24 protein-coding genes and 1 pseudogene are annotated in these 23,984 nt (G+C 45.7%); 14 read left to right on the forward strand and 11 right to left on the reverse strand.

Features of this window, described 5'->3' with window-relative positions; translation table 11 throughout:
- Positions 1 to 68 precede the first annotated feature (68 nt).
- Positions 69 to 770 carry a single-stranded DNA-binding protein gene (locus ACH9UM_RS00900; RefSeq protein WP_005333477.1) on the reverse strand — a complete coding sequence of 234 codons (702 nt, stop codon included), beginning with the start codon at positions 768 to 770 and terminating at the stop codon, positions 69 to 71.
- Positions 771 to 1,095: 325 nt separating this feature from the next.
- Here ACH9UM_RS00900 and ACH9UM_RS00905 point away from each other — a divergent pair, with 325 nt between their 5' ends.
- From ACH9UM_RS00905 to ACH9UM_RS00970, 14 genes and pseudogenes are all read left to right on the forward strand, one after another.
- Complete coding sequence (locus tag ACH9UM_RS00905) at positions 1,096 to 1,794, forward strand: response regulator transcription factor (protein WP_005333481.1); 699 nt, start codon at positions 1,096 to 1,098, stop codon at positions 1,792 to 1,794.
- 77 nt (positions 1,795 to 1,871) lie between these two features.
- Positions 1,872 to 2,798: an ABC transporter ATP-binding protein gene (locus ACH9UM_RS00910; RefSeq protein WP_008373911.1), complete on the forward strand. Its 927-nt coding sequence runs from the start codon at positions 1,872 to 1,874 to the stop codon at positions 2,796 to 2,798.
- A complete protein-coding gene (locus tag ACH9UM_RS00915) occupies positions 2,791 to 3,642 on the forward strand; it encodes an ABC transporter permease (protein WP_008373910.1) in 852 nt (283 codons plus the stop codon). The genes ACH9UM_RS00910 and ACH9UM_RS00915 overlap by 8 nt, the downstream gene beginning before the upstream one ends.
- Positions 3,643 to 4,539 (forward strand): sensor histidine kinase KdpD, encoded by an 897-nt coding sequence (locus tag ACH9UM_RS00920; RefSeq protein ID WP_005333486.1) that lies wholly within the window; start codon positions 3,643 to 3,645, stop codon positions 4,537 to 4,539. It begins immediately after the preceding gene.
- 121 nt (positions 4,540 to 4,660) lie between these two features.
- Entirely contained in the window at positions 4,661 to 4,951 is a 291-nt protein-coding gene (locus ACH9UM_RS00925) for a hypothetical protein (RefSeq protein WP_022415108.1), read from the forward strand.
- Between the two features lie 3 nt (positions 4,952 to 4,954).
- Complete coding sequence (locus ACH9UM_RS00930) at positions 4,955 to 5,287, forward strand: hypothetical protein (RefSeq protein WP_400091696.1); 333 nt, start codon at positions 4,955 to 4,957, stop codon at positions 5,285 to 5,287.
- Positions 5,288 to 5,516: 229 nt separating this feature from the next.
- Positions 5,517 to 5,927, forward strand: coding sequence for a hypothetical protein (locus tag ACH9UM_RS00935; RefSeq protein WP_400091698.1), 411 nt, complete (start codon positions 5,517 to 5,519; stop codon positions 5,925 to 5,927).
- A 58-nt stretch (positions 5,928 to 5,985) separates the two neighbouring features.
- On the forward strand, positions 5,986 to 6,360 hold the full coding sequence (locus ACH9UM_RS00940) for a hypothetical protein (protein ID WP_117500109.1): 375 nt from the start codon (positions 5,986 to 5,988) through the stop codon (positions 6,358 to 6,360).
- A 694-nt stretch (positions 6,361 to 7,054) separates the two neighbouring features.
- Complete coding sequence (locus tag ACH9UM_RS00945) at positions 7,055 to 8,380, forward strand: HelD family protein (protein ID WP_400091701.1); 1,326 nt, start codon at positions 7,055 to 7,057, stop codon at positions 8,378 to 8,380.
- Positions 8,381 to 8,399: 19 nt separating this feature from the next.
- Entirely contained in the window at positions 8,400 to 8,723 is a 324-nt protein-coding gene (locus ACH9UM_RS00950; protein WP_400091703.1) for a winged helix-turn-helix domain-containing protein, read from the forward strand.
- Positions 8,724 to 9,145: 422 nt separating this feature from the next.
- On the forward strand, positions 9,146 to 9,541 hold the full coding sequence (locus tag ACH9UM_RS00955; protein WP_117687776.1) for a plasmid mobilization protein: 396 nt from the start codon (positions 9,146 to 9,148) through the stop codon (positions 9,539 to 9,541).
- Positions 9,513 to 11,159: a relaxase/mobilization nuclease domain-containing protein gene (locus tag ACH9UM_RS00960; RefSeq protein ID WP_400091705.1), complete on the forward strand. Its 1,647-nt coding sequence runs from the start codon at positions 9,513 to 9,515 to the stop codon at positions 11,157 to 11,159. The genes ACH9UM_RS00955 and ACH9UM_RS00960 overlap by 29 nt, the downstream gene beginning before the upstream one ends.
- Positions 11,149 to 11,421: pseudogene (locus ACH9UM_RS00965) on the forward strand (cysteine-rich VLP domain-containing protein); the annotation flags it as partial. The gene ACH9UM_RS00960 and the pseudogene ACH9UM_RS00965, both read left to right, overlap by 11 nt.
- A gap of 243 nt (positions 11,422 to 11,664) precedes the next feature.
- Positions 11,665 to 13,152: a DUF4368 domain-containing protein gene (locus ACH9UM_RS00970; RefSeq protein ID WP_400092381.1), complete on the forward strand. Its 1,488-nt coding sequence runs from the start codon at positions 11,665 to 11,667 to the stop codon at positions 13,150 to 13,152.
- Positions 13,153 to 13,356: 204 nt separating this feature from the next.
- Here the strand turns inward: ACH9UM_RS00970 and ACH9UM_RS00975 are convergent, their stop codons facing one another.
- The 10 genes from ACH9UM_RS00975 to ACH9UM_RS01020 form a co-directional block, all read right to left on the reverse strand.
- Entirely contained in the window at positions 13,357 to 13,803 is a 447-nt protein-coding gene (locus ACH9UM_RS00975) for a hypothetical protein (protein ID WP_005333500.1), read from the reverse strand.
- 13 nt (positions 13,804 to 13,816) lie between these two features.
- Complete coding sequence (locus ACH9UM_RS00980; protein WP_005333502.1) at positions 13,817 to 14,503, reverse strand: hypothetical protein; 687 nt, start codon at positions 14,501 to 14,503, stop codon at positions 13,817 to 13,819.
- A gap of 20 nt (positions 14,504 to 14,523) precedes the next feature.
- Positions 14,524 to 15,111: a sigma-70 family RNA polymerase sigma factor gene (locus ACH9UM_RS00985; RefSeq protein ID WP_005333504.1), complete on the reverse strand. Its 588-nt coding sequence runs from the start codon at positions 15,109 to 15,111 to the stop codon at positions 14,524 to 14,526.
- A gap of 13 nt (positions 15,112 to 15,124) precedes the next feature.
- On the reverse strand, positions 15,125 to 15,544 hold the full coding sequence (locus tag ACH9UM_RS00990) for a DUF3268 family zinc-finger domain-containing protein (protein WP_005333505.1): 420 nt from the start codon (positions 15,542 to 15,544) through the stop codon (positions 15,125 to 15,127).
- A gap of 251 nt (positions 15,545 to 15,795) precedes the next feature.
- Positions 15,796 to 16,053, reverse strand: coding sequence for a hypothetical protein (locus tag ACH9UM_RS00995; protein WP_005333506.1), 258 nt, complete (start codon positions 16,051 to 16,053; stop codon positions 15,796 to 15,798).
- On the reverse strand, positions 16,043 to 16,405 hold the full coding sequence (locus ACH9UM_RS01000) for a hypothetical protein (RefSeq protein ID WP_040015509.1): 363 nt from the start codon (positions 16,403 to 16,405) through the stop codon (positions 16,043 to 16,045). Before ACH9UM_RS01000 ends, ACH9UM_RS00995 begins: the two co-directional genes overlap by 11 nt.
- A 67-nt stretch (positions 16,406 to 16,472) precedes the next feature.
- The gene (locus ACH9UM_RS01005; protein WP_023921579.1) at positions 16,473 to 20,105 is read right to left on the reverse strand and encodes a VaFE repeat-containing surface-anchored protein; all 3,633 of its coding nucleotides are present in this window, start codon (positions 20,103 to 20,105) and stop codon (positions 16,473 to 16,475) included.
- Between the two features lie 56 nt (positions 20,106 to 20,161).
- A complete protein-coding gene (locus ACH9UM_RS01010; RefSeq protein WP_306780031.1) occupies positions 20,162 to 22,825 on the reverse strand; it encodes an ATP-binding protein in 2,664 nt (887 codons plus the stop codon).
- A gap of 106 nt (positions 22,826 to 22,931) precedes the next feature.
- The gene (locus ACH9UM_RS01015) at positions 22,932 to 23,360 is read right to left on the reverse strand and encodes a cell division protein FtsW (protein WP_243864604.1); all 429 of its coding nucleotides are present in this window, start codon (positions 23,358 to 23,360) and stop codon (positions 22,932 to 22,934) included.
- Complete coding sequence (locus ACH9UM_RS01020) at positions 23,357 to 23,977, reverse strand: DUF5038 domain-containing protein (RefSeq protein WP_023921583.1); 621 nt, start codon at positions 23,975 to 23,977, stop codon at positions 23,357 to 23,359. The genes ACH9UM_RS01015 and ACH9UM_RS01020 overlap by 4 nt, the downstream gene beginning before the upstream one ends.
- Positions 23,978 to 23,984 lie beyond the last annotated feature (7 nt).

A 23,984-nucleotide genomic window follows, 5' to 3' on the forward strand; every position in this document is an offset into this window, starting at 1 on the left:
TGAAAAAGAGGAACTGCATCATCACAAAGATGATAAATGCAATTCCTCAACATAGGGTTCCTTGAGAGTTAATAGGGCAACTGGGATGCCATCTGTTCCGGCACATTTTGAAAGCCGTCAGTTGGCTGACTGCCCGGCATACCTCCGTAATTTGGCATTCCGGTATAACTGCCCTGCGGCGGGTAGCTGCTCTGTGGCTGACCGGTTCCGTTTGGCGGAGCCTGATACTGTCCGCCATTTGCAGGAGGCGTGTAGGCACCGTTAGCAGGAGCCATTCCCTGCTGTGGATAGCCGCCAGGCATTGCCTGATTCTGGTAGCTGCCATTGGGATTTCCCTGCATTGGGTAGCTGCCATTGCCGGCTGCACCGGGCGTTGCCGCACCACCATTCGGCTGGCTGTTCTGGTTTGCACCCGGATGTCCGGTATTGCTGTCAGAACGGTTGGATGGTACAAAGTGCCAGTCCTTGACATTGATCCTCGGACCGGCATTTGCCTGCCCCGCATTCTTTCCTTTCTGATAAATGAACGGATGAAGCTCCAGATCACCATAGATCATCAGCCCGGTTCCTTTCTTTACGCCTGCTTTTGCTAAGCGTTCTGCAAGGAACTTGTTAAAATAGCACTGATAGTAAATGGTTTCTTCCTTTCCATCCTGGCCTCGCTGTGAAACTGCAATGTCCAGAGAAACATATTCCGTACCGGAATTTTTTCCTTGCTGCATCTCAGGATCTCTTGTGGCCCTCCCTAAAATTGTTAAAATTGCTGACATAAAAATTCTCCTTTCTGCCTCTTTGGGCGTTAAAATAGATTAAAATAAAAAAAGTGCCATTATAGCACCGTATAAAACGGCAGTATAATGACACGATTTTCCAAACTTAAACTGCATATGCTTCTGGATGAATGGTCCAGACTCCCATGACGGGACAGCACAAAAACTTAAATACAAGATTATATTAACACAAGATATAGCATATGTCAAAAGAATTAGAACTATATATAGCATATGTAGACGAGGTGGAAGGATAATATCAAAAGAATTTTGGACATAGTTATAAAAGTGCAATATAATATTGTTTAAATCGGAAAATGGAAGGATGAGAAAAATGGAGCAGAAAAACAGAATTCTGATTGTAGAAGACGATACGGATATCAATAATCTTTTATATACGGCATTACAGAAAGCAGGGTATGAGACGGTACAGGCTTTTTCCGGGACGGAAGCGAGGATGCTGTTCCAGATGGATAAGGCGGGCTTTTCTTTGATTCTATTGGATCTGATGCTTCCGGGAATTTCAGGAGAAGAGGTGCTTGCCCAGATTCGGAAACAGGGCAATACGCCGGTTATTGTCCTGACAGCCAAAGACGGATTGGATGAAAAAATCGGGCTTCTTACCAGTGGGGCAGATGATTACATTACAAAACCGTTTGAGATACAGGAGGTGCTTGCCCGGATTCAGGTTCAGCTCCGCCATATGCAGCAGGAGCCGGAACATAAAAGCGTGTCATATAAAAACCTGGAACTGGACCGTGAGCGCTTTGAAGTCCGGATTGCCGGAGTGCTGCTTCCCAAAATTACAAAGCAGGAATTTGCAATTCTGGAGCTTTTACTGGAGCATCCGAAACAGGTCTTCAGCAAAGAAGAGATTTTTGAATATGCGTGGGATGAACACTATATGGGAGAGACAAAGACACTGGATGTACATATCAGCAATATCCGGAAAAAGATAAAAGCAGTAACGCAGGAGGAATATATTGATACCGTATGGGGAATCGGCTACCGTCTGCATTCTTAATCTTTACTCTTTTTTTACTATTTATTTGCGTTTGATTAGGATTTATCCGATATGATAACAGCAGATAAGAAAAGGAGATGAAAGCATTGAGTGAATTGTTATTAAGTACAAATGGATTGACGAAGCAGTATGGTCATCATAAGGCAGTGGATAAAGTAAACCTTCACATAAAAAAGGGTGCTATCTATGGATTTATCGGACGGAACGGTGCGGGAAAGACGACTTGCCTGAAGATGATCAGTGGACTTGCAAGACCGACAGCCGGAGAGATTGAGATGTTCGGGTGTAAAGGAAAAGAACTGGAGAGGATTCGTTCTCGTGTGGGGTGTCTGATTGAAGCACCGGGGCTGTATGGCAACATGAATGCATATACAAACCTGAAAATAAAATGTGAATTGTTTGGTATTCGGAAAAAGGGATACATCGAAGATATCTTAGAGACGGTCGGACTGGAAGGTGTCGGAAAGAAAAAAACGAAACATTTTTCCCTTGGAATGAAGCAGCGTCTCGGAATCGGGCTGGCACTGGTCGGGGAGCCGGATCTCCTGGTCCTTGATGAACCGATCAATGGGCTTGATCCCCAGGGAATTGCAGAGGTGCGTGATACCATACAGAGACTGCGAGATGAACGGAATATGACGATTTTGATATCCAGTCATATTTTAGAGGAATTATCTAAGATTGCAACGGATTATGGAATTATCCATAATGGAAGTCTTCTGCAGGAGCTGACAAGCGAAGAACTGATGAAACGCTGCAGTGAACGGATTGAAATAGAGTTAATCCATCCGGAGCAGGCAGTCCCGATTCTGGACAGAATGGGATTTACCAACTATCAGGTTACAGATAAGAGCCATATCCATATATTTGAACGATTGAATGAAAGCGCCAATGTCAATATGGAACTGGCAAAAGCAGGAATTTTGGTCAATGGAATTTCCATTACCAGTGAAGAACTGGAAACCTATTTCTTGAATCTGACAGGAGGGAATCAAAATGCTTAATATGATAAAAATGGATCTGTACCGGATGGTCCGGACAAAAAGTATGTATGTGGTATGGATTGTGATGGCGGCAGCTATATTCTTCTCCACATCCATGTCGAAACTGGATATTGATACGATGAACAAGGAAGCGGAACAACAGCAGACAGAAAGCATTGCAGAAACAGTGAAACCAGAAACCATCAATATGGGAATGTCCGTATTCCTGCCGACACAGCCGGGAGAAAAAGTAACGGTCTTTGATCAGGTATATGCAAACCTGCAGGCGAAGTTTGTGGCGTTGTTTCTGGTGATTTTTACAGTGCTGTTTTCCAGTGCAGATATAGGAAGCGGTTATATTAAAAATATCGGCGGGCAGGTAAGGAGCCGGAGAAACCTGATCTTTTCCAAAGCTTCCGTGTTGTTTGTGTATACGACTGTTACCATGCTGCTTTATTTCATCATTCAGATTATTGCACAGCAGATGTACTTCGGATATCTGGAGTGGGGGAATGGAAGCGAGTTGCTGAGATACTTTGGTATTCAGATTTTGCTTCATTATGCACTGGTACTAATCAGTATGGCGATTGCGGTGGTTTTGAACAGCAACGTGTTCAGCATGACGATTGTTATCTGCCTGTGCATGAATACCATGATTGTCTTATACGGAGTGATCAATCATTTGATCCAGAAGGCAGGTGTGGAGAATTTCCAGATTTTGAAATATACAGTGACAGGAAAGATTGCACTTTTATCCATGTCACCGACCAATAAGGAATGCCTGACGGCAGTTGTGATTGCGGCGGCGTTCGGAATCGTGGTTACATTACTGACAGCATGGGTATTCAGAAAGAGAGATATCTAAATGATAAAACTAGGGTTCGTGCTATTGATAGCAGTGATACTGGTACAAGGAATGTTATTTTGGAAATACCAGCGGCAGGTGAAAGACATCTGCCGCCAGTTGTCGTTTCTGATGAAGCACGACAGCAACATGCTGATTACCAGAGAAATGGATTTTGGAGGCATTGGTGAGTTGGCAGATGTTTTAAACGAATGGCTGGAACTGAAGCGAAGGGAAAAGAAGGAATACTTGAAGAAAGAGGAGATGATTTCGGATACATATACAAATCTCTCACATGATATCCGTACTCCTTTGACATCCCTTGACGGATATTTTCAGTTAATGGAAACCTGTGAAGACCAGGAAGAGCAGAGACGGTATATGAAGATCATACAGGAGAGAATCGGCAGCCTGAAAGAAATGCTGGAAGAATTATTTACTTTTACAAAACTTAAAAACGATTCTTTTCATCTGGAAATGTCATCCTGCTGTATCAACAAGATTTTGAAAGATACCATATTTTCCTACTACGATGAATGGACGGGCAGAGGAATTGAACCGGAGATACAGATTACAGATAAACTGCTGTTTATGAACGGAAATGAACAGGGAATCCAGAGAATTTTTCAGAATATCATAAAAAACGGACTGGATCACGGGGAGAAGAAAATCAGTATTTCACTGGAAGAAGTTGAAAACAACATCCGGATACAGATAAAAAATCAAGTATGTCATGTGGAAAAAATAAATGTAGATCAGGTGTTTGAACGGTTTTATAAAGCGGATGAAGCACGCAGTAAGACTTCCAGCGGTCTCGGCTTATCAATTGCGAAAGAGCTGGTACTTCGTATGGATGGGAAAATCAGCGCCCGGATAGAAGGGAATGAGTTCTGTGTGGAGATTGTGTTTCCAAAATAAAAGGAAAAATTTATATTAAAGCAAGTGAAAATGGGGAATGACTTTATATAGGTTTCATGGTAGAATTACAGTAGAAAGAGAAGAGTCACTCAGTCATTTGTTGTATGAAAGGATGAGTATAATGTATAAAGTAGAACTTAAATTTGATACAAGCAAGCTCGCTCCGGAAACGGTAAATCAGATGTGTGAACAGGCAGATCAGATTTTTGAGCAGGAGGATTTAAGCTGTGCAGTCAAAGCCCTTGGAAGCAGGATTTATCTTGACCGGGGACGCAAGCAGGACTATGGAAGATTCTGGGCAGCAATCTTTCAGTTGAAAAACTCCGTAGGAATTGCAGAGAATTTGTTAGAGTGTTTCTGGTATAACGGAACAGAAAAGGAGAACCTGATTACAGACTTTATAAGGAACTAACAGATGGACAGCTTACAGAGGAAAGGCATCAATTTTGACCTGAATACACAAGCACTAAAGGAATATTATCCGAAAGGTGACTTGCATAATGCATATGCGGATGTAAGGGACTTTTTTGAAGCAAACGGATTTGAGCATATTCAGGGATCGGGATATCATTCGGTGGAAGCAATGTCAGAAGCAAAAGCCATGGCAGTTATTTATCAGATGACAAAAGAATTTCCATGGCTCAATTATTGTGTGAATGTGTGTACCATATCAGATGTACCGGAACTGTTTGATATCTCGCATGTATTTGCCAGAGAAGCGGAACGGTTGGAAAAGAAAAATGCATGATTTGACAAATTATTTCCAATATGTTATATTTATCTCAAGCAAAAAAGGGAGTAGCTGAACGCCTTGAAAGAGGTGGTTTTGTAACCGACAACCGGTATCGAGAGATACCCGTAGCAAATGAGATAGCAAGACTTTTATTGTGGCAGAGGTCATGATAGGAGTCTTTTTTTATTATGAAATATAGAAAATCTGCCGCAATAGTCTGCTAAAAAGAAAGAGAGGATAAACGATGAGTAACGAAATGATGAAACGGGAAATGCAGGAAGCAGTACAGGCAGGGGAGCGGGCGCTTCAGAGCCTTTACGCAGCAAGGGATAAGTTGGGAAGTGCGAGAAACTGGGGCATTTTTGATATGCTTGGAGGAGGCTTTATCAGTGACTTTGTGAAGCATTCTAAAATGAATGACGCAGCTGCGTTGATGGAACAGGCGAAAAGCGATATTCAGCGTTTTCAGAGAGAATTAAGAGATGTGCAGGTTTCCTTGGATCTGCGCATGGAAATCGGCAGCTTCCTTTCCTTTGCGGATTTCTTTCTGGACGGGCTGGTGGCAGATTATATGGTGCAGAGCAAGATTGCAGATGCAAGAGAACAGGTGGATGATGCCATCAACCGGATGTGGCATTTCAAATATGTGGTTTAGAAGTAGAAGAAAACTGAAAACCGTATTCCACGATTTGAAAGGATAGAGGTAAATGAGCATGGAAAAAACAGTATATATCACAGAGAAAGAACGGGAAATGTGCTACAAAGTAATTGGTGCGTTTGCGGAACTGTACGAAATGGAAGATGAAGATATTTTAGTGGTTGATGTTGGTAGGTACGGTTTTGTTAAATTGCAGTGCTATACATCGTCATATGGCTTTGAAGAACTTGACACCTATACAGACAGCCATAGTTTATTTGAAGGGCTTTGGGAGGAATGGCTTAGTCTAAATGTGTTTTTACTTGCTAGGGAAATGCAGTTAGACGATATTCTTTATGAGGATTTATTCAATAATCTGCCAAAGGAAAAACAGTCGGAACTTACCGGGAGAAAAGGCTATTTTGCAAAAAAAGCGGGTATCATTCTGTAAAATGAATTTTGCAGAAAGAAAACGCTCTATGTAGAGGGTAAAAAGATTAGAATGGCTCTGTATATGATAATATGCAGGGCTTTTCTTAATAACCAATATGCTCATTTTGATAAAGACCAAAAGACAAGCATTGTGGAAATGTGCATAACTGGCTATGGAATCATGGATAACTCTATTCACAGCACATGGAAAAGCTAAAGTGCAGCTTTCCCACGTCCTGCAAACAGAGTTACCCACAATTCCATGATACAGCCAGTTATACACATTACGCACGATGCCGACTACTACGGAATCCAAATCATTTTTTCACAGAACAAGATTTGCTTTTACAGAAAGAGATTATAGGTTGGAATGGAGATAAGGGAACCTGCATAGAGCACAGCGGAAAAGTTGAAGAAACTGATTGAGGAAGAATTTGCCGGGCTTGTGTTTCTGTCTGCTGAAGATATGGAGTAATAACAAATTGGGACATAATGGTATAACTCTTTGTCCCAATTTGTTTATTGTTTAAATTACCCGTATTAGAATTGATATGCTTGCAGAAATCAAATATCTAACATAATTCCTCCCACTGTAATAATACCATACAAATTTTATGAATACAAGACTGTTTATATAAGCTGACACATGCTAAACTAGCCTAGCAATGTTTCAGTAAAACTTTCTTTCATTTTTCAAGGAGGTCATAATCATTATGGGGAATAATCAGACAGAAAAAGCGTTTGAAGAAAAAAGATTAGCACAAACAATCTCTTTAGCCGAGGAACAATTAAAGCAGGCAAAAGAAGCGGCAGACAAAAAAAAATCAGAAATTATCGAAGCCAAAAAAGATGTGCGTGAAAATACAGAACACGGCATTACATCACTGTACACATCAGACGGTTTCGAGGCACTTGTTGAATTAAGCCAATATATCAATCCTGTTACAGACAAAATTATAGATTATGAAGAAGAAGAACATAAAATACTTCTGTTAGAAAAGATGATAAAATCGCCCTATTTTGCCCGAATTGATTTTAAATTTGATGATGAGGACGAATTTGAAAAAATATACATTGGACGTTCTTCTCTACGAAAAAACAGCTATCAAGAGATGTATGTTTATGATTGGAGATCGCCGATTGCCAGTGTTTTCTATCGTTTTATGACAGGCGAAGCGTTTTATGACGCTCCATGTGGACGAGTAACAGGCGAACTCAATTTGAAACGCCAATATGAAATAAAAAACGGAACACTGGAATATTTTTTTGATTCAGATGTTCAGATTGTTGATGAATTTTTAAGGCAATTACTGTCACAAAACACTACTGCTAAAATGAAAGCTATTGTTGAAACAATTCAGCATGAACAGGACGTGGTTATTAGAGATATGGAAAATGACCTGCTAATGGTACAGGGTGTAGCGGGAAGTGGAAAAACCTCTATTGCTCTCCACCGGGCTGCTTATCTTATGTATCAAGGTTTACAAACAAAGCTGTCCGCAAATAACATTATGATTATTTCCCCAAATTCTATATTTGAGCAATATATTTCAAATGTATTGCCCGAATTGGGAGAAGATAATGTTATTTCTTCCGTGTTTGAAGATATACTTAGTGAGTTATTAAATGGCAGGAAAATTCAGTCAAGAAATGATTTTTTAGAAAACTTGATTGTCAATTCAAAATACAAGGAAATTTCAAGAAATAGTATAGAATTTAAAACGTCAAGTTTTTTTAGGGAAATTTTAGACCAATTTCTCATTGATATACCCCGCCAGTGGATAGAATTTGAAGATGTTTATTATGAAGGAAAATGCGTTGTAAGCGAGCAAATTCTAAAAGACAAGATATTAGGAAGACCAGAAACACCATTAGGCATAAAATTAGAACAATTAGAAGATTATATTTTAGAACAAATATTTGGAACAGGAAAAGGGCGGGGGCATAAAGAAGAAAAAAATCTAATCAAGCAGGAAATACAGAAATTTATAAAAATTGACATTGTTGAATTATATAAAATATTATTTAGCAATATCTGATTATATACAGATTGAACCCATGCAGATCACAACCGCTTCCGTGTTATCTTTTCCGGGACTGGAAATAAAGCAGAACCAACGCCGGGTATTTCAAGACGGGGAGGAAGTAAGCCTTACCCGCCTTGAATACAGTACCCTTGTATATCTTGCTTCCAACCCCGGCATTGTCCTCACACGGACACAAATATTTGAAGCCGTTTGGAACATGGAAAGTGAAAGCTGCCAGTCAAGCGTTGCAAATGTGATTTACAACCTGCGGAAAAAAATAGAGCCGGACAGCCGCAAGCCCACCTACATCAAGACGGTTTTAGGCATGGGCTACAAGTTTGCTTCCGGGGAATGAAAACCAAATAACCGCCGCCCATTATGGCGGCATACCATGACAGGAAATCAAGAAAAGGTTTCCTGTTTTTTTGCGCCAAAAAACGAGCCGATTTTTCAACTTTGTCGAAAAGTTTTATCAAAAAGTTTCCCAAAACTTTGCCATATTTGCATTTCTCTGCGTAGTAAGGAATAGAGGGGGAAATTTACGCTGTTTTCTTAGAGCAAGATTCTACCACAGTACCAAATTTCGCTGACCGCTCAATTTTGTCCTGCGGGAATCTTGTTGGGGTTGCCACCCCAAGCCCGCCTTTTGCGGCTTGCGCCGCTTTGAAAAATCCCCGAAAATTTTTTCGGATTTTTCAAAAAACACTTCCGCTTATGCCCCTGTTTTTCTCCTATTAGTGAAAGGGCAAAGCATAAAAAGAAAGGAGGTCTACGACCATGAAAAAATACAATACGCCCCACCGCCACCGGGTAATCAAGACCCGCTTGACCGAGGAAGAATACGCCGAGTTTTCCGAGCGTGTTTCCCTCTGCAAAATGAGCCAAGCCGAGTTTATCCGGCAAGCACTAACCAAGTCAAGGATATGCCCGGTCATTACTGTTTCCCCGGTCAATGATGAACTGCTCTCTGCCGTTGGGAAACTTACAGCAGAGTACGGCAAAATCGGCGGGAATCTGAATCAGATTGCCCGCTGTCTGAACGAATACGGCGCACCCTATAACACACTCTCCAATGAGGTACGCGCCGCCATAGCGGAGCTTGCCGCCTTGAAGTTTGAAGTCTTGCAGAAAGTAGGTGAAGCCGTTGGCAACGTTCAAACATATCAGCTCTAAAAATGCCGACTACGGGGCGGCTGAACAGTACCTAACCTTTGAGCATGACGAGTTTACCATGAAGCCCACCCGTGATGAAAACGGGCAGATTGTTCCGAGGACAGGCTATCTCATTTCCTCTCTGAATTGCGGTGATGAAGATTTTGCAATCGCGTGTATGCGCTCCAATCTGAAATACGGCAAGAACCAAAAACGGGAGGACGTAAAGAGCCACCACTATATCATCAGTTTTGACCCCCGTGACGCACAGGACAACGGCTTGACCGTAGACCGGGCGCAGGAATTGGGCGAGCAGTTTTGTAGAGAACATTTCCCCGGACACCAAGCCCTTGTATGCACCCACCCGGACGGGCATAACCACAGCGGCAACATTCATGTGCATATCGTAATCAATTCTTTGCGGATTGCGGAAGTGCCGCTACTGCCCTACATGGAAAGACCAGCGGACACAAGGGAGGGCTGCAAGCACCGCTGCACGGACGCAGCTATGGAATATTTCAAAGCGGAAGTCATGGAGATGTGCCACCGGGAAAACCTCTATCAGATTGACTTACTGAACGGGAGCAAGAGCCGCATTACCGAGCGGGAGTATTGGGCGAAACGGAAAGGACAAGCCGCACTGGATAAAGAGAACGCTTCCCATGCCGCCACAGGAGAACCGCCCAAACTTACAAAATTTGAAACCGATAAAGAGAAGTTACGGCGCACGATCCGCACCGCCCTTTCCTCTGCCATTTCCTTTGAGGACTTCTCCGGGAAGCTGCTGCAACAGGGAGTGACCGTCAAGGAGAGCCGGGGGAGGTTATCGTATCTCACGCCGGACAGGACGAAGCCAGTCACCGCCCGGAAGTTGGGTGATGATTTTGACCGCACCGCCGTACTGGAAACACTCACCATAAACGCACAGAACGCCGTCAGAGCCGCCGAAACGCCCGCACCCAAAGAGGAACACCCCCGCAGCATAAGGGAGCGTTTACAACGTAATAAAGCCGTAATAAACGCCCCGAAACAGGACACTTCCCAACGGGAAGCTGTACAGCGCATGGTAGACCGGGAAGCCAAGCGAGCCGAGGGCAAGGGAATAGGATATGACCGCTGGGCGGCTGTACATAACCTAAAACAAATGGCGGCGACCATGAGCATTTACGAGGAATCCGGCTTTTCTTCCCCGGAGGAACTGGAAGCCACCCTTGCTGCCGCCAGTGCGGAACTGAACAGCGTCCACGCCGGACTGAAAGCCGTGGAAAGCACTTTACGGGAGAAAAAAGACTTGCAGAAACAGCTATTAGCCTACATCAAGACCAAGCCCACCCGTGACGGGCTGAAAGCACAGAAAACAGAGAAAGCCCGCAAGAACTACCGGGAGCAGCACGAAAGCGATTTTATGATAGCCGAAGCTGCCACCCGGTATTTTAAGGCAAACGGCATTGCCAAACTTCCAGCTTCCAAGACCTTACAAGCGGAAATTGAGCAGCTTATGAGGGAGAAAAACACGCTTTACAACGAGTACCGGGAAAAGCGGGAGAAAACAAAGGAATTGCAGACAGTCAAGGGTAACATTGAGCAGATTTTAAGGCGTGAGCCGGAGCGCGGAAAGGGGCGGGATAATGAACGATAAACACCCATACATGGACTATTTACAGTACCGGGCGGCTTGCCGGCTTGTGCATGAGTGCTGTAATTACGATAACGGCAACTGTATCTTACTGGATAACGGCGAGCCTTGCGTATGTGTGCAGAGTATCAGCTATTCGCTTCTCTGCCGCTGGTTCATTGCCGCCGTGCTGCCGCTGGACGGGAAGCTGGAAGCCGCCCTTTTGCACCGGGCAGACAGAAAACGCTGTACCGAGTGCGGCGGGTATTTTCTCCCCAAGTGTAATAATTGCTTTGGATTTGTTACGCAGTAGAAGCGCGGTTTCGGGGAATAAGGTATAAATCCCTTGCCGCGCCAGATACACACCCGCAAAACCGCTTGTAGCAAGGCTTTTTCTGCCCCTACTGCGTAACAAAGGGCATGAAAAAAGCGGCGTTCCTGTTCTCCCATGTAGAGAGTAAGAAACGCCGCTTCTGCGTCGTATTCAGTTTTTAGTACAATACCCTGCTTGTCCGTCGCTCGAAAAACCTTGATTTTCCAGTGTTTTCAAAAGTATCGTTATCTAACGTCAGCTTTCCAAAGACCCGGCTTCCAGTCCATGCTTGCCGACATTGAAGCGGGGCTTGTGGGGACGGTCATTGTAAAGGATATGTCAAGATTAGGGCGAAACTACTTACAAGTGGGAATGTACACGGAAATGATTTTCCCACAGAAAAACGTCCGTTTCATTGCAATCAATGACGGCGTTGACAGCGCACAGGGCGACAATGACTTTGCCCCTCTGCGTAACATTTTTAACGAATGGCTGGTGAGGGATACGAGCAAGAAAATCAGAGCGGTCAAGAGGTCAAAAGGCATGAGCGGGAAGCCTGTCACAAGCAAGCCCGTGTACGGCTACCTCATGGACGAGGACGAAAATTTCATTATTGACGAGGAAGCCGCACCCGTGGTAAAGCAGATTTACAGCTTATGCCTTGCCGGGAACGGACCGACCAAGATAGCCCGTATGCTTACGGAGCAGGAAATCCCCACGCCGGGAACGCTGGAATACCGCCGGACAGGGAGAACCCGCCGCTACCACCCCGGCTATGAGTGCAAGTGGGCGGCAAATACCGTGGTGCATATCCTTGAAAACCGGGAATACACGGGCTGCCTTGTGAACTTCAAGACCACCACCCAATCCTACAAAAACAGCAAGATTATCTACAACAGCGAGGACAAGCAGGCAGTATTTGAGAACCACCACGAAATCATCATAGACCGTGACACATGGGAACGTGTGCAGGAGCTACGCAAGCAGCGCAAACGCCCCAACCGCTATGATGAAGTGGGCTTGTTCTCCGGCATACTCTTTTGTGCCGATTGCGGCAGCGTCATGTACCAGCAGAGGTATCAGACAGACAAGCGGAAACAGGACTGCTACATATGCGGCAGCTACAAGAAGCGCACGGCAGACTGTACGGCGCATTTTATCCGCACCGACCTGTTGACCGAGGGAGTGACCGAGAATTTGCGGAAAGTCACACAGTATGCCGCCAAGCACGAAGCCCGGTTTATGAAGCTCTTAACCGAGCAGACCGAGGACGGGAGTAAACGCCGGAACGCCGCCAAGAAGAAAGAGCTGGAAGCCGCCGAGAAGCGTATAGGCGAGCTTTCCGCAATCTTCAAGCGGCTATATGAGGACAGTGTAGCCGGACGCATTTCAGACGAGCGTTTCACGGAATTGTCGGCAGACTACGAAGCCGAGCAAAAGGAACTGAAAGAGCGTGCCGCCGTTCTGCAGAGCGAGCTTTCACGGACGCTGGAAGCCACGGCAAACGCTGAAAAGTTTATGAAAGTGGTACGCAAGTACACCAGCTTTGAGGAACTCACCCCTACCCTGTTACGGGAGTTTGTGGAGAAAATCGTAATCCACGAATCGGAAGCCCTTGACGGGAAACGCCGGGGGAAGCTCCGCAGACAGGAAATTGAAATCTATTATTCTTTCGTCGGCAAGGTAGAGTTGCCCGACGCATAAAGCCCGACCTGTCCGGCAGTCAGCCGGATAGGAACGGCAAAATTTTTTACATTTCTTTTACTTCTTTATCTCACATGAGCAAATGCTCATGGCATTGAAGCGGATACAAACACTATTGTTTGATAGAAATAAGAGAGGTTATTTATAATAAAATGAGCCGCCAGAACTGTAGGGGTGATGCAGTACGGGCGGCTCATTTTCTATCTAAACGGATGTATCCGGAAGTTCCGGCAGTTGATCGGTGAGTTCTTCATATCCGAGAATATCTCCGGCACATGGCATCGATTGCCCTGTTCCCTGCTGTGGTTTCCGGAAGTACAGCCGATACCGATGTCCCTCTAGGAGTTTGATATTCTTTTCCAGTGAGAAGGCGTATTCCTTTCCGTTATCACTGGCAAACCAATATTGCTGGTTTTTCCCGAAGAGTGTCTGTTCCCGTTTCGTGCAGCTTACGTCCAGTGACAGATAAGCATGTGTATGGATCAGGTGGTAGAAACTGAGTGCACGCAAGATGCTGCAGATTCCGATGAGGAGGCTCATGAGGATAAAGAGCCGGTCATGGGTGGCGATCCCGAAGATGCACCCAAAAAGTACACAGAAAAAGCCGATTGCACTGATGGCAACCAGCTTTGTGAAAAATGGTTTTGGCATAAGGTTCCTTCCTTTAACATGTATGAAATGTGATTTGTTTATTCAGGTACAAATTAGCAATAGCCTGCAGCACTGGATACTGGGTATGGTGAATCTGGACATCATCCACAAGTGTTTGGTAAGTTGTCTCCGGTTCTGTGTATAACTCATCCATAATATCCGATTCGTTGTGGATTACTTTTTCCTGCTCCATACTTGTGACAAGCTCAGCGGTCGTGAGGGATACCTTATCAGCCAGCTTCAGAATGGTATCTTCCATCGGTGAAGAGGGTTTCTTCTTTAAATATCTGCCAAACTCTTTTGCACCAATAGTTCCTTCCAGATAAAGCTGAACGCAGCCAAAGAGCCGGATGGGAAAGGTATCCTTCAAGGGAATAATGGTCAGACTGCCGAGAAGGCGATATAAGGCATCCACCCCTGTCAGTCCAATTCCGCTTACAACCAGACCGCGTAAGGAAAGTCGGTTCAGATAGTGTTGGAAGGATAAGCCTTTCGGACCTTCTTTCTGTATCTGGCGCAGGGTATAGGCATCCTGGAGTTCATGGAGCGTCAGAATCTGGAAGGCAAGACAGCTCCAGAGCAGCAGCTCGTCATCCGATAGTCCATATTCTTGTCCATCGTTGATTACAAGAGGAATGGATTTTCCGCCTGTCGTTTTTTGAAATTTTAAGGTTCCGACAGCAGTATAAAGTGTCAGCATAAAAGTTCCCTCCTTCAAGGTTAAGTCAGAAGTGCATAGAGTGCATCATCCTGCTGTAATAGTTTCCGTGCTTTGCTCTGCCATGCCCGTACACGATTGGCTGGTACTTGGTAGTGTTTTGCCAAGTCAAAGCTGGTATATCCCTGCTGTTGCAGATAGAGGGCTACAATTCCCTTCTGAATAGTTGAGGACTGTCCGGTGCCAAGCTGGGTTAAATGCTCAAGAAGCAAGGTCTGGTTTGTGTCCTTTTCCGGGTGAGTTGTTTGTGTATCCTCGTAGGAAAACAAATCACGATAATGGAGATGTTCATCTTCAGATGATGCTTCGTCCAGAGAACAGAGCATGGAGCGGTCACGGGCAATTTTCCGCCAGTAGTCAAAGATGGCATGACGGATGATAGTTTTGGCATAAGGCTGGAATGATCTTCCTTCCTCAAATCCGACAGCCGACCGGCACAAAGCCAGATATCCAATCTGACATAATTCCTGTTGTTCTTCCTCAGTTACATAGGCAGCGGTGCGGGTCATGGAACGAATCATGATCGGAACCAGATCCATGGATTTTTCCACCAGTTGTTTTTGCTTTTTATTTAGTGGTAAGGTCATCATCAATCACCGCCTTTCAGCTGGCTGCCCGGAGGCGGAAGGGAATATGGTTGTTCTTTAAAACATCTGCGGATTCCCGAATGAGCTGGTCGCACATATAGTTGCTGAACTGTCCGATGTGAGCCTGCTTATCTGTCAGACAGAACTTATCTGCCACCCAGCGATATGCTTCCGGTTTGGAAAGGATGCCCTGTTGCCAGATCTGATCGAAAATTCGATGTGCCTGAATCCGCTTTTGACGAAGCTCCCGGTTGGCGAGCGTTCCTTTTGGTATCTTGGTTCCCGGATGTACCCCGACATAGGAATTGCAGGATGGATAGTGGGAGCAGACATAAACCTGTCCGCCATGAGAATGCGTTCCATATACAAAGGATGCATCTCTTAATATTGCTGTTCCGCCGCAGTAAGGGCAGCGGATGATTTTTGGTTTCTTCATCTGTTTTCACCTCGCTTGTACATACACGATACGTAACGTGTACGTGAATAACCAGTACGTACTGTATACTTATATTGTAAGTAAGCAGGTGATGAATTCCCATAGGACGCAAGCGGATACTGATCCCAGATTCGGACTAAATGGCACGAATCCCCATTTTTCAGATGCCGGGATAGAAAATTGCTCGGATGAGCGGGAATAAGCCGCTGTCTGTGAAACGTGGATAATTAACCGGTGTAAAGATGAACTTCTCACAGAAAATCCGTAGCAGGAATAAGCTGATCAGTACCAGACAGAGCAGGTAAGTGTTCCTGCGCCTTCTGGTCCATGGCTTTTTCGGACGGAATTTCACATACAGGACAAAAATCATGGGAATAAATATCAGGTTCGTAAAGACCTGATCGATACATTGGATGATTGAAATTACGTTTAACATAGGCAGTGCCTCCTTTCTTTACATATCCTGTACGTATAAGAGCCTGAAAGTGCAACTTTTTGTTACCAGTCATATTGCTGGTTCTCCTGAAGCCGGAGCAGTGCCGGAATGGGACATGGCTTTAAAGGCAGCTTCTGAGCGGCCAGATAGGGCAGATAAAGCTCTGTAAAAGCAGCAATGCTCATGCTTCCGGTACATTCGGTTGGCTCCGGTATCCGGGGAAACAAAAGCGCTGCATCTGAAAGAGGGAGGATGCAGGGGCTTCCCGTTTCATCCGGATGGAATAAAAAGCCAGAGTTCTCACAGCTTTCCTGTGCGTTACAAGTGCGGCACCAGACGTAGATACAGGAGTGCCAGTTCCCTTCACAGAGGTTCAGAAAATGACGGATGTGCTTGGCATCTGTCTTGCAGTGGGGGTGTTTCATATTCATCACCTACTAAAGAAGCAGGCAGTTCCATGTGGGAGCTGCCTGCAGGAGTCTTCGTTATGAGTTACTGATGTTTCTTTTTGCGTTTGAAGTAAACGATGCCCAGGACACTTGCACCTGCAAGTGCAGCTATGGCGATTCCGGCATACAGGAGAAGCGGCGTCTCATCGCCGGTCTTTACAGGCGGAGCTACCGGAGGCGTCTCCGGTTCTTTCGGAAGCTCCGTCATGTGTACGGTCTGACCTTCATCCTTCAGATCCTCATGGGAAGCAATCTCATGCTCGGTTTTTCCGTCTGTATAGTAGAGCTTTTCAAAGACAACCACATCCTGTCCGGCAAGAGCAGAAGCGTCGAAGGTAAAGGTAACTTCCACAGAGCCGCCAGCTTTTTCTGCTTTAAATTCTGCCTGAGCGGTAACTGGTTTTCCGTCTTTTAACAAAGCCTCTCCGGTTTCCTTATTCATCAGGGTTCCGATGACTTTGTACTCAGATCCAGGCATCAGACCATGATAAGTGACCGTATCTACGATAGTCGCTTCCTTGGAAGCAGAGACATCCTGATCCCCGTCACTGCCGTCTTTGGCTGTGGTTTTGATTTCCGGGAAGTAGATGGTCTGGTTGGCATCTTTGATGTCCGCATGTACCGCTACTTCGTGATCTTCAAAAGTCATTGTTTCAAATGCCACGAGCGTTTTTCCGGAAAGTGCAGAGGCATCAAAGGTAAAGGAAAGCTCTACGCTGCCGTTAGCTTCTTCCGGAGTGAAACTTGTTTCTGCAGTCACAGCTTTGCCATCCACATCGAAAGGTTTTTCGGTTTCCGCATCCATGAGTGTTCCTGTCAGCTTGTACTCTTTGCCTGGGATCAGGTTTTTGTATTCCACAAGGTCTGTAAGCGTCAGTTCTTTTTCCGGTTTTGCATAGTGTGTGCCGGAAGCAGCATCTGTTGCAGTGGTTTTGATTTCCGGGAAGTAAATAGTCTGTCCTTCATCCGCAATGTCTGTGTGTACGGCAACTTCCTTGTCTTTGTAAGCCAGGGATTCAAAGACAACTACTGTTTTCCCTTTTAAGGAGCTGGCATCAAAGGTAAAGGTAACATCTACCGTACCAGCGGATTCTTTTGGCTTGAAGGATGCTTTTGCTGTCACCGGTTTTCCGTCTGCTTCGACTGGTTTCTTTGTTTCTTTATCTATCAGAGTTCCAGTCACTTCATATTTCTGGTTAGGAACCAGCCCCTTAAAGGAAACCGTATCCACCAGCGTGATTTCTTCCTTTGCACAGGAAATATTGGAGTTCGTGTCCGCATCTTTCGCAGTAGTCTTGATTTCCGGGAAATAGATGGTCTGGTCTTCATCGTTGATGTCGGTATGGACTGCAAGCTGCATCTCATCCTGATATAATTCCTCGAAGACAACGGTTGTTTTTCCCTTTAAGGAAGTTGCATCAAAGGTAAAGGTTACTTTGACGGAGCCGGAGGATTTCTTTGCAGTAAATTCAGTTTCAGAAATCACCGGTTTTTCATCCACAAGGATTGGTTCCCCGGTTTTTTTATCCATTAAGGTTCCAGTCAGTTTGTATTTCTGGCCCTTTTTCAGTCCTTCGTATTCCACAACGTCTTCAATGGTCACTTCTTTTGCCGGCTGGCTCATGTGTGTACCGGTCTCGGCATCCAGAGCAGTCGTACCGATCTCAATGGCATCATCGGTCAGAGTTCCAACCTGTATCAGAACAGAATCCTTATAAACCTTGACTTCAAAGGTTAAAAGATCCATGCCTTTGTTGGAATCACAACGCTGTTCCGCCAGAGTGTAAGTATCGTAAATGAGAGCGCCTTTGGAATCATCCGGTTTGGAGGTGCCGAACCAGATGCCGTCTTCCGAAGACTCACCCCGGTTGGTATTTGCGGTATGTTTGTTCCATTTGGAGGAAGTGCTGGCATAACCGTTGGCATCTGTCACAATCACATGGCTTTCGCCTGTTGTTTTGGAAGTGATCTTAAATGGCACATTTGCCAGACGGTTCTGGCTGCCGTCAGCAATCTTGACAAATTCCAGATCCCCGCGGATGACCTGATTGGAGATGGAATTGTCTTTTGCAGTCAGTTCCACGATTTTTCCCTGTTCTGTGATGTCAAATTCTACAGAGATCTTTCCGCTGTTCAGATAACCGGAAGGTGCAGTTGTTTCATCCACACGGTAATGTCCGAATGGGAGAGCATCTTTTGCAGTTGCAGCAGAACCGGATTTATCGGCAGTAAGTGTAAGGACAACCTGATCTTTCGTGTAGGATGTTCCGTCTACTAATACCGGATTTTCATTTAACGTAGTGATCGCAAAGACAGTACCTTCCAAAGTGGCAGAACCCTGCGGTTTTGCTTCTCCGGTCTCGCTGTCACGTTTCTGGATCTTCACTCCGCCACGGATGACAGATTCTTCTATGGTAGAAGACTGGTATACCGAAACCATTTCCTGCTTACCGTCACCTGTAATTTTCTGTACGAAGACAGTTGGATTGAGCTGGTATCCGGCAGGGGCTTTGCTTTCCTGTACCGTTATGGTACCGAGCGGAAGACAGACGGTCTTGCCATCACTGGTATAGTAAAAGGCATCGCCGCTTACAAAGGAATCTTTGGTAAAATGCATCTTTCCGGAAACATCTGTTTTTAATACCCAGGTACGTGCCGGTTTCTTTCCAGCTTCCGCAGGATCACTGTCAGACTGCTCGGTATAGAACTTGACTGTAAATTCTGCGTTTGCAAGGGAAGCTGCTCCCTGTGGGGAGGCTTTCTTTGTTTCGGCATCCAGCTTTTCAAGCACCAGATTCATGGGATTATTCTGCGGAATATCTGTTACGTTTGCAGCAGAAGTCTGTTCTGCTTTTACGGTGACTTTGTGAGCTTTGGTGTCTACAATGTAGCCTTTGGAAGCAGAGAGCTCTTTTATGGTATAATCGCCTTCCTCCAGTTCGCCGGATCTGGCATACCCGTTTTCATCAGTGGTCAGTTTCTGGATGAGCTTCTCACCCTGATAGATCCCATACACAGCACCCTTTAAGCTGTAATTCGGATTCCCGTCCGATACGCTTCCGTTGGCAGAAGATTTTTTCAGTTCGATCCAGCCGTTTGGAACCTGATACCAGCTTCCGGCAATGGTCTGGCTGCCCTGTCCCGGAACGATGAATGCCCGGAAGCCTTCCGGCGGGTTCGGAAGTCCCTGAATGGCACTGGCTACTTCCAGTGCTTTATCAATATAGGACTGCGGGGCGCCATGGAAAGCTCCGGTGTCAGCGGAATTACCGGCATAGATGTAAGCGACAACCAGATGTCCGATGACATAGCTGTTATCATCACTCCAGCCACTGAAATATTTATCCTTGACGACTTTATCGTAGCCGTAACCGCCGTTTAAGTAGTAGAGCGCTTTTCTGAGCGGGGAGTTCTGGCTTAAAAGGTCATAGGAATAGGAACCAGAGGAAGGTGTTTTCTTCAGTGGTTCCACGCAGTAGGCAGTATTGCTCCCGTCAAAGCTCATGCGGGAGGTAAAATAGCTGCCGTAAGGGATATTGGCACCTGCCTTATAGCTGATGGTGCCGTCGGCTGCATGAACCGGAAAACTGCCGGAAAACAATGCGCCGACTGCGACAAGGACTGCCAGCAGCATAGCCAGCGTCCGTCTGGTATAGGATTTGTATGTCTGTAACATAAGTCTCCTCCTTCTTGAAGTTCAAATGAAAAGGGCAGCGTCAGTGCTGCCAAAAGTTACACAGCCTGTTTCTTCTGTTTCGCAAGGATTTCCAGAAGCTCCTGCCGATCTGTGGTAATCAGCTCCTTTTCCAGATTGGAAGCCTTAAATTCCACAGTGATGTTATTGTTGTTGGTTGAGATCAGACCGTTGCCCCGCTGGAAATGGGTGATGTTCATTACTTCTGTTTCCGATAGATGCAGGATAGTCTTCACCCGCTGTGCCTCTTCATCCTCCATGTTCAGGATAATCTTGGTCTTGCAGTTATTGATGATACCCTTGCCGTACTTCCCGTCATCCAGAGCAAAGAAGTCGTTTAAATCCTGTGTGGCAAAGATGCCGGCTCCGGAGTAAGCACGGATGATCTTGGCAATCTCCAGTACGAATTCCGCTGCAAGCCGGTTGCTGGATGCACCGATGAGCTGCCAGACCTCATCGACAAAGATGGCTTTCTCTTCGGTACGGTTTTCCTTCGCTTTATCCCAGACATAATCCAGGGCAACGAACATGCCGACCGTTAAAAGATCGCTGGAACCGGTCAGTTCGGAGATATCCAGTACCGTATATTTATTGGTCAGGTCCACATTGGTCTGCTGGTTAAAGGAAGAAGCAGAACCGTGAACCAGGCGGTTCAGGATATGAGCCAGACGTTTGGTATCCTCGCTTTCCAGCAGGACATTGTAGACATCCTCCAGAATGGGCATCTTTTTGTACTGCTCCGGATGCTGCGGATCTGTCAGGGATTCATTTTTATGTGTAATCCCTTTTCTGGCATAGGTTTTGATTAGGGCTTCATCCAGAAGCTGCTTCTCCTCATGGGACATATCCGGGATCAGCAGACTGAAGAAGATGTGAAGCCTTTGGATCTTGCCTGCCAGTGCGGAGGCATCCAGTGTCGGTCCGTCCAGCAGTTCATTTACAGAATTGTCTACCTTCCGGATTTCCATGATGTTGATACAGTTCTTACTGGCAGGAGAGATCTGGATAAATTCTCCGCCGACATTCCTTGCAGCCCGGTAAAATTCGTGTCCCTTTAGCGGAGCGATGATGAACACCTGGATGCCTTTTCTTCGCATCCTTAGTGCCATGGTCTGCATGGTGAAGGTCTTTCCTGCTCCCGAACAGCCTAAGATACAGATGTTGCTGTTCTTGTACTGCCTGGAATCAAAGATATCCGCAATGACCAGGGAATTGTTATGCTTGTTTACCCCAAAGAGGATTCCGTTATCATCGCAGATACTGTAGCTGACGAAGGGATAGCAGCTTGCCGCCCCGGAAGTCAGTACGTTCCGCTTGGACAGCTTAAAAAGCTTCTTGTCCAGATTTGCCAGCGGCAGAGAGGATAAAAATCCCTGCTCCTGTAAAAAGTAGCAGGAGTGTAAGTTCATATCCTGCGAGATCAGGAGCTTTTTCATTTCCTGAATCCGCCACTGCAGTTCTTCCAACGTGGAAGCAGTAATGGTGATGAGAAGATTCATGTAATAGAAATCTTCGTTGTTGGCAAGTCCCTGCTTCAGAAAATATCCGGAGCGGATGGCAGAATCCAGATCGTCATAATCAGTGTTGGTATCGGACGCATCCTTTAATTTGGAACGGTTGATACGGATCTGCTGACCGAGACGCTGCTGAATCTTGTCCTTTGGCTGTTTCTGGAGAAAGAAATCAATATCAATCCCTTCCCCGGCATTGACAAGGAGTGACAGCCATCCGGGAGTTACCCGGTTTTTGTAGCCGTCAGACGGCACAAGCAGGTAGGAATGGTAAAGCCCATTGATCTGCACATAATGGGAGTGCTTGAAATCCACACTTTCCGGTGCGAGAAACTCGTTGATCCGGATGTGATCCAGTTCCTCCATGCGATTTTCCTTTGTATAGGCGGACAGTACAGTGCTGATCCGGTTCGAAAGCGGAACCTCCGTACAAAGGGTACGGTTTAAAAGGGTGTAGAGAACATCCGTAGTAAATTCATCCTCATTGTCATGGGAGACCACTTCATTCCCGCACTGGTATAGAAAGGTTTTGGCGGTCTGGGAGGCTGTCTCAAGAGCAGCAAGGATTTCCCGTTCCTCTTCCTTTCGGTTTGCGTTGAATGGTTCATATTCAAAGATCAGAAAGAACCGTCTGGATACTGCTTCTCTGGAACTTAAGTTCTGGACAAACTGGATGTAGTCACGCTGCAGTTCCTGACAGTGGGGATCGGTTTCCCGCTCCAGCTCCAGCTGGGACTGCTCCAGATGCTTATTGATGTCTGCTTTTTTGGAGATCATCTTGATCTGGAGTTTGACAGGGCTGATCTTTAAGTAACTGATAAAGCTGTAGATAATGCCCTGCTGTTCCCTGGCACTTCGAAGCAGAAAGTTGATTGGTTCAATCTCCAGGATCTTCACGTACCGTCCGTCTGTGGTATAGACGATTCCGTTTGCGATTTTTTCCACCGGAAGATAATCCTCCAAGGTCTGGTCTTTCTTTCGCTTTTTCCGGGAAACGGGTTTTGACGTGGCAGATGAGGTGTCCTCCTTGGAAACCACCTTTTTTTTCTGCTCTTTTTTTGCAGCCCGCTTTTCGGAAACTGCCCGTTTTTCTTCCTCCTTTCGTCTCCGGGCTTCCGTTTTTTTCTGTATTTTTATCTGTTTCGCCGCCTCTTTTTTCTGTCGGCTGGCTTCTTTCTGCTCCCACTTCAGATAACGGATATCTTCCTTTGCCTGTTTTTTGATGCCCCGCTTGGTGGAGGTATCAAACTGCCGGTGTTCTTTTTTTTTACTTTTTGGCGGAGCTGGTGCGTCCGGTTCAGACTGTGGGGGGAGCCGATGCCATTACTTTGGAAGGCTCTGCCATTTTTTCTGCTTTCCGGTGTTTCTTTGTCTTTGGCTCTTTGAAACGTGGTTTCCTGCGTGGCTTTCCTTCCGGAAGACTGTCGGACCTCCAGATTACCCTGCGGTTCACTACAAAACGCAGGGCATTCATCAAAAAGGCAGTGATGCTCTCCCCGCCGATTCCAATCAGGGCTACCATTGCCGCTGGAAGTGCGGTCATGCAGAGAATGATGATGCGGGCAGTCAGGGACAGCGGCAGGTGGAAAACAGGGATACCGATTGCCAGGGAAAGAACAATGCTTTCTATGGCATTGCGGATGTCAAAAGTTCCGTTTAGGATCTTGCCTTTCTCAATGAAGTTGGAAGGGATAAAGGAAACCGGTGTTTCTTCTGGCTGTGTCATGGCTGCACCTCCTTTTTCGTATCTTTCGCATCTTCGGAAGGCACAGAGGCACTGCCGGATTCTGTGTCCGGAGCTTCCGGGCTGTCAGAAGTATCCGGATACCCGCCTTCCTGCAGGTGTTCAATGTCCTGCGAAGTCAGGGACGGCAGGGAATCATCGGTTTGCTTTTCGTAAACAGTCGTATCTGCAGAGACCTGTACCCCGTCTTCTCCAAATAAAAACACACCCGTCGGGGTGTGGTAGGTAACCGGAAGCGTATCCTGATCGGAAAGTGAAAACATCAGGCAGACGGTTGTTTCGGTAGGGTAGCTGGTTTTTTCCGGCAGGAAGGTGATGCTTGTCTGTTCTTTTTTGACATACTCTTTTAGGTAGACAGGAAACTGCCCTTTGAGAGAAGCAATCTGGCTGTCGGAGAAAAATGCTTTTAAAGCATCAAAATCCAGATATTCCGGCATGGGGGTATCAGAATTTGTTTCTGTTGTTTCCTTTGCCGGTTCCCTGCCTTTGTTTCCGGAAGCTTCTTTTTTCTGGCTTTTCCAGAAACTGGGGAGAACCAGTCCGGCAAGCAGCAGAAACAGCATCAGAAAAATGGAAAGAATCACTTTTGTTCTGTTCATAATGGCT

Source organism: Mediterraneibacter torques, assembly GCF_044591705.1.
Taxonomy (GTDB): domain Bacteria; phylum Bacillota; class Clostridia; order Lachnospirales; family Lachnospiraceae; genus Mediterraneibacter; species Mediterraneibacter torques.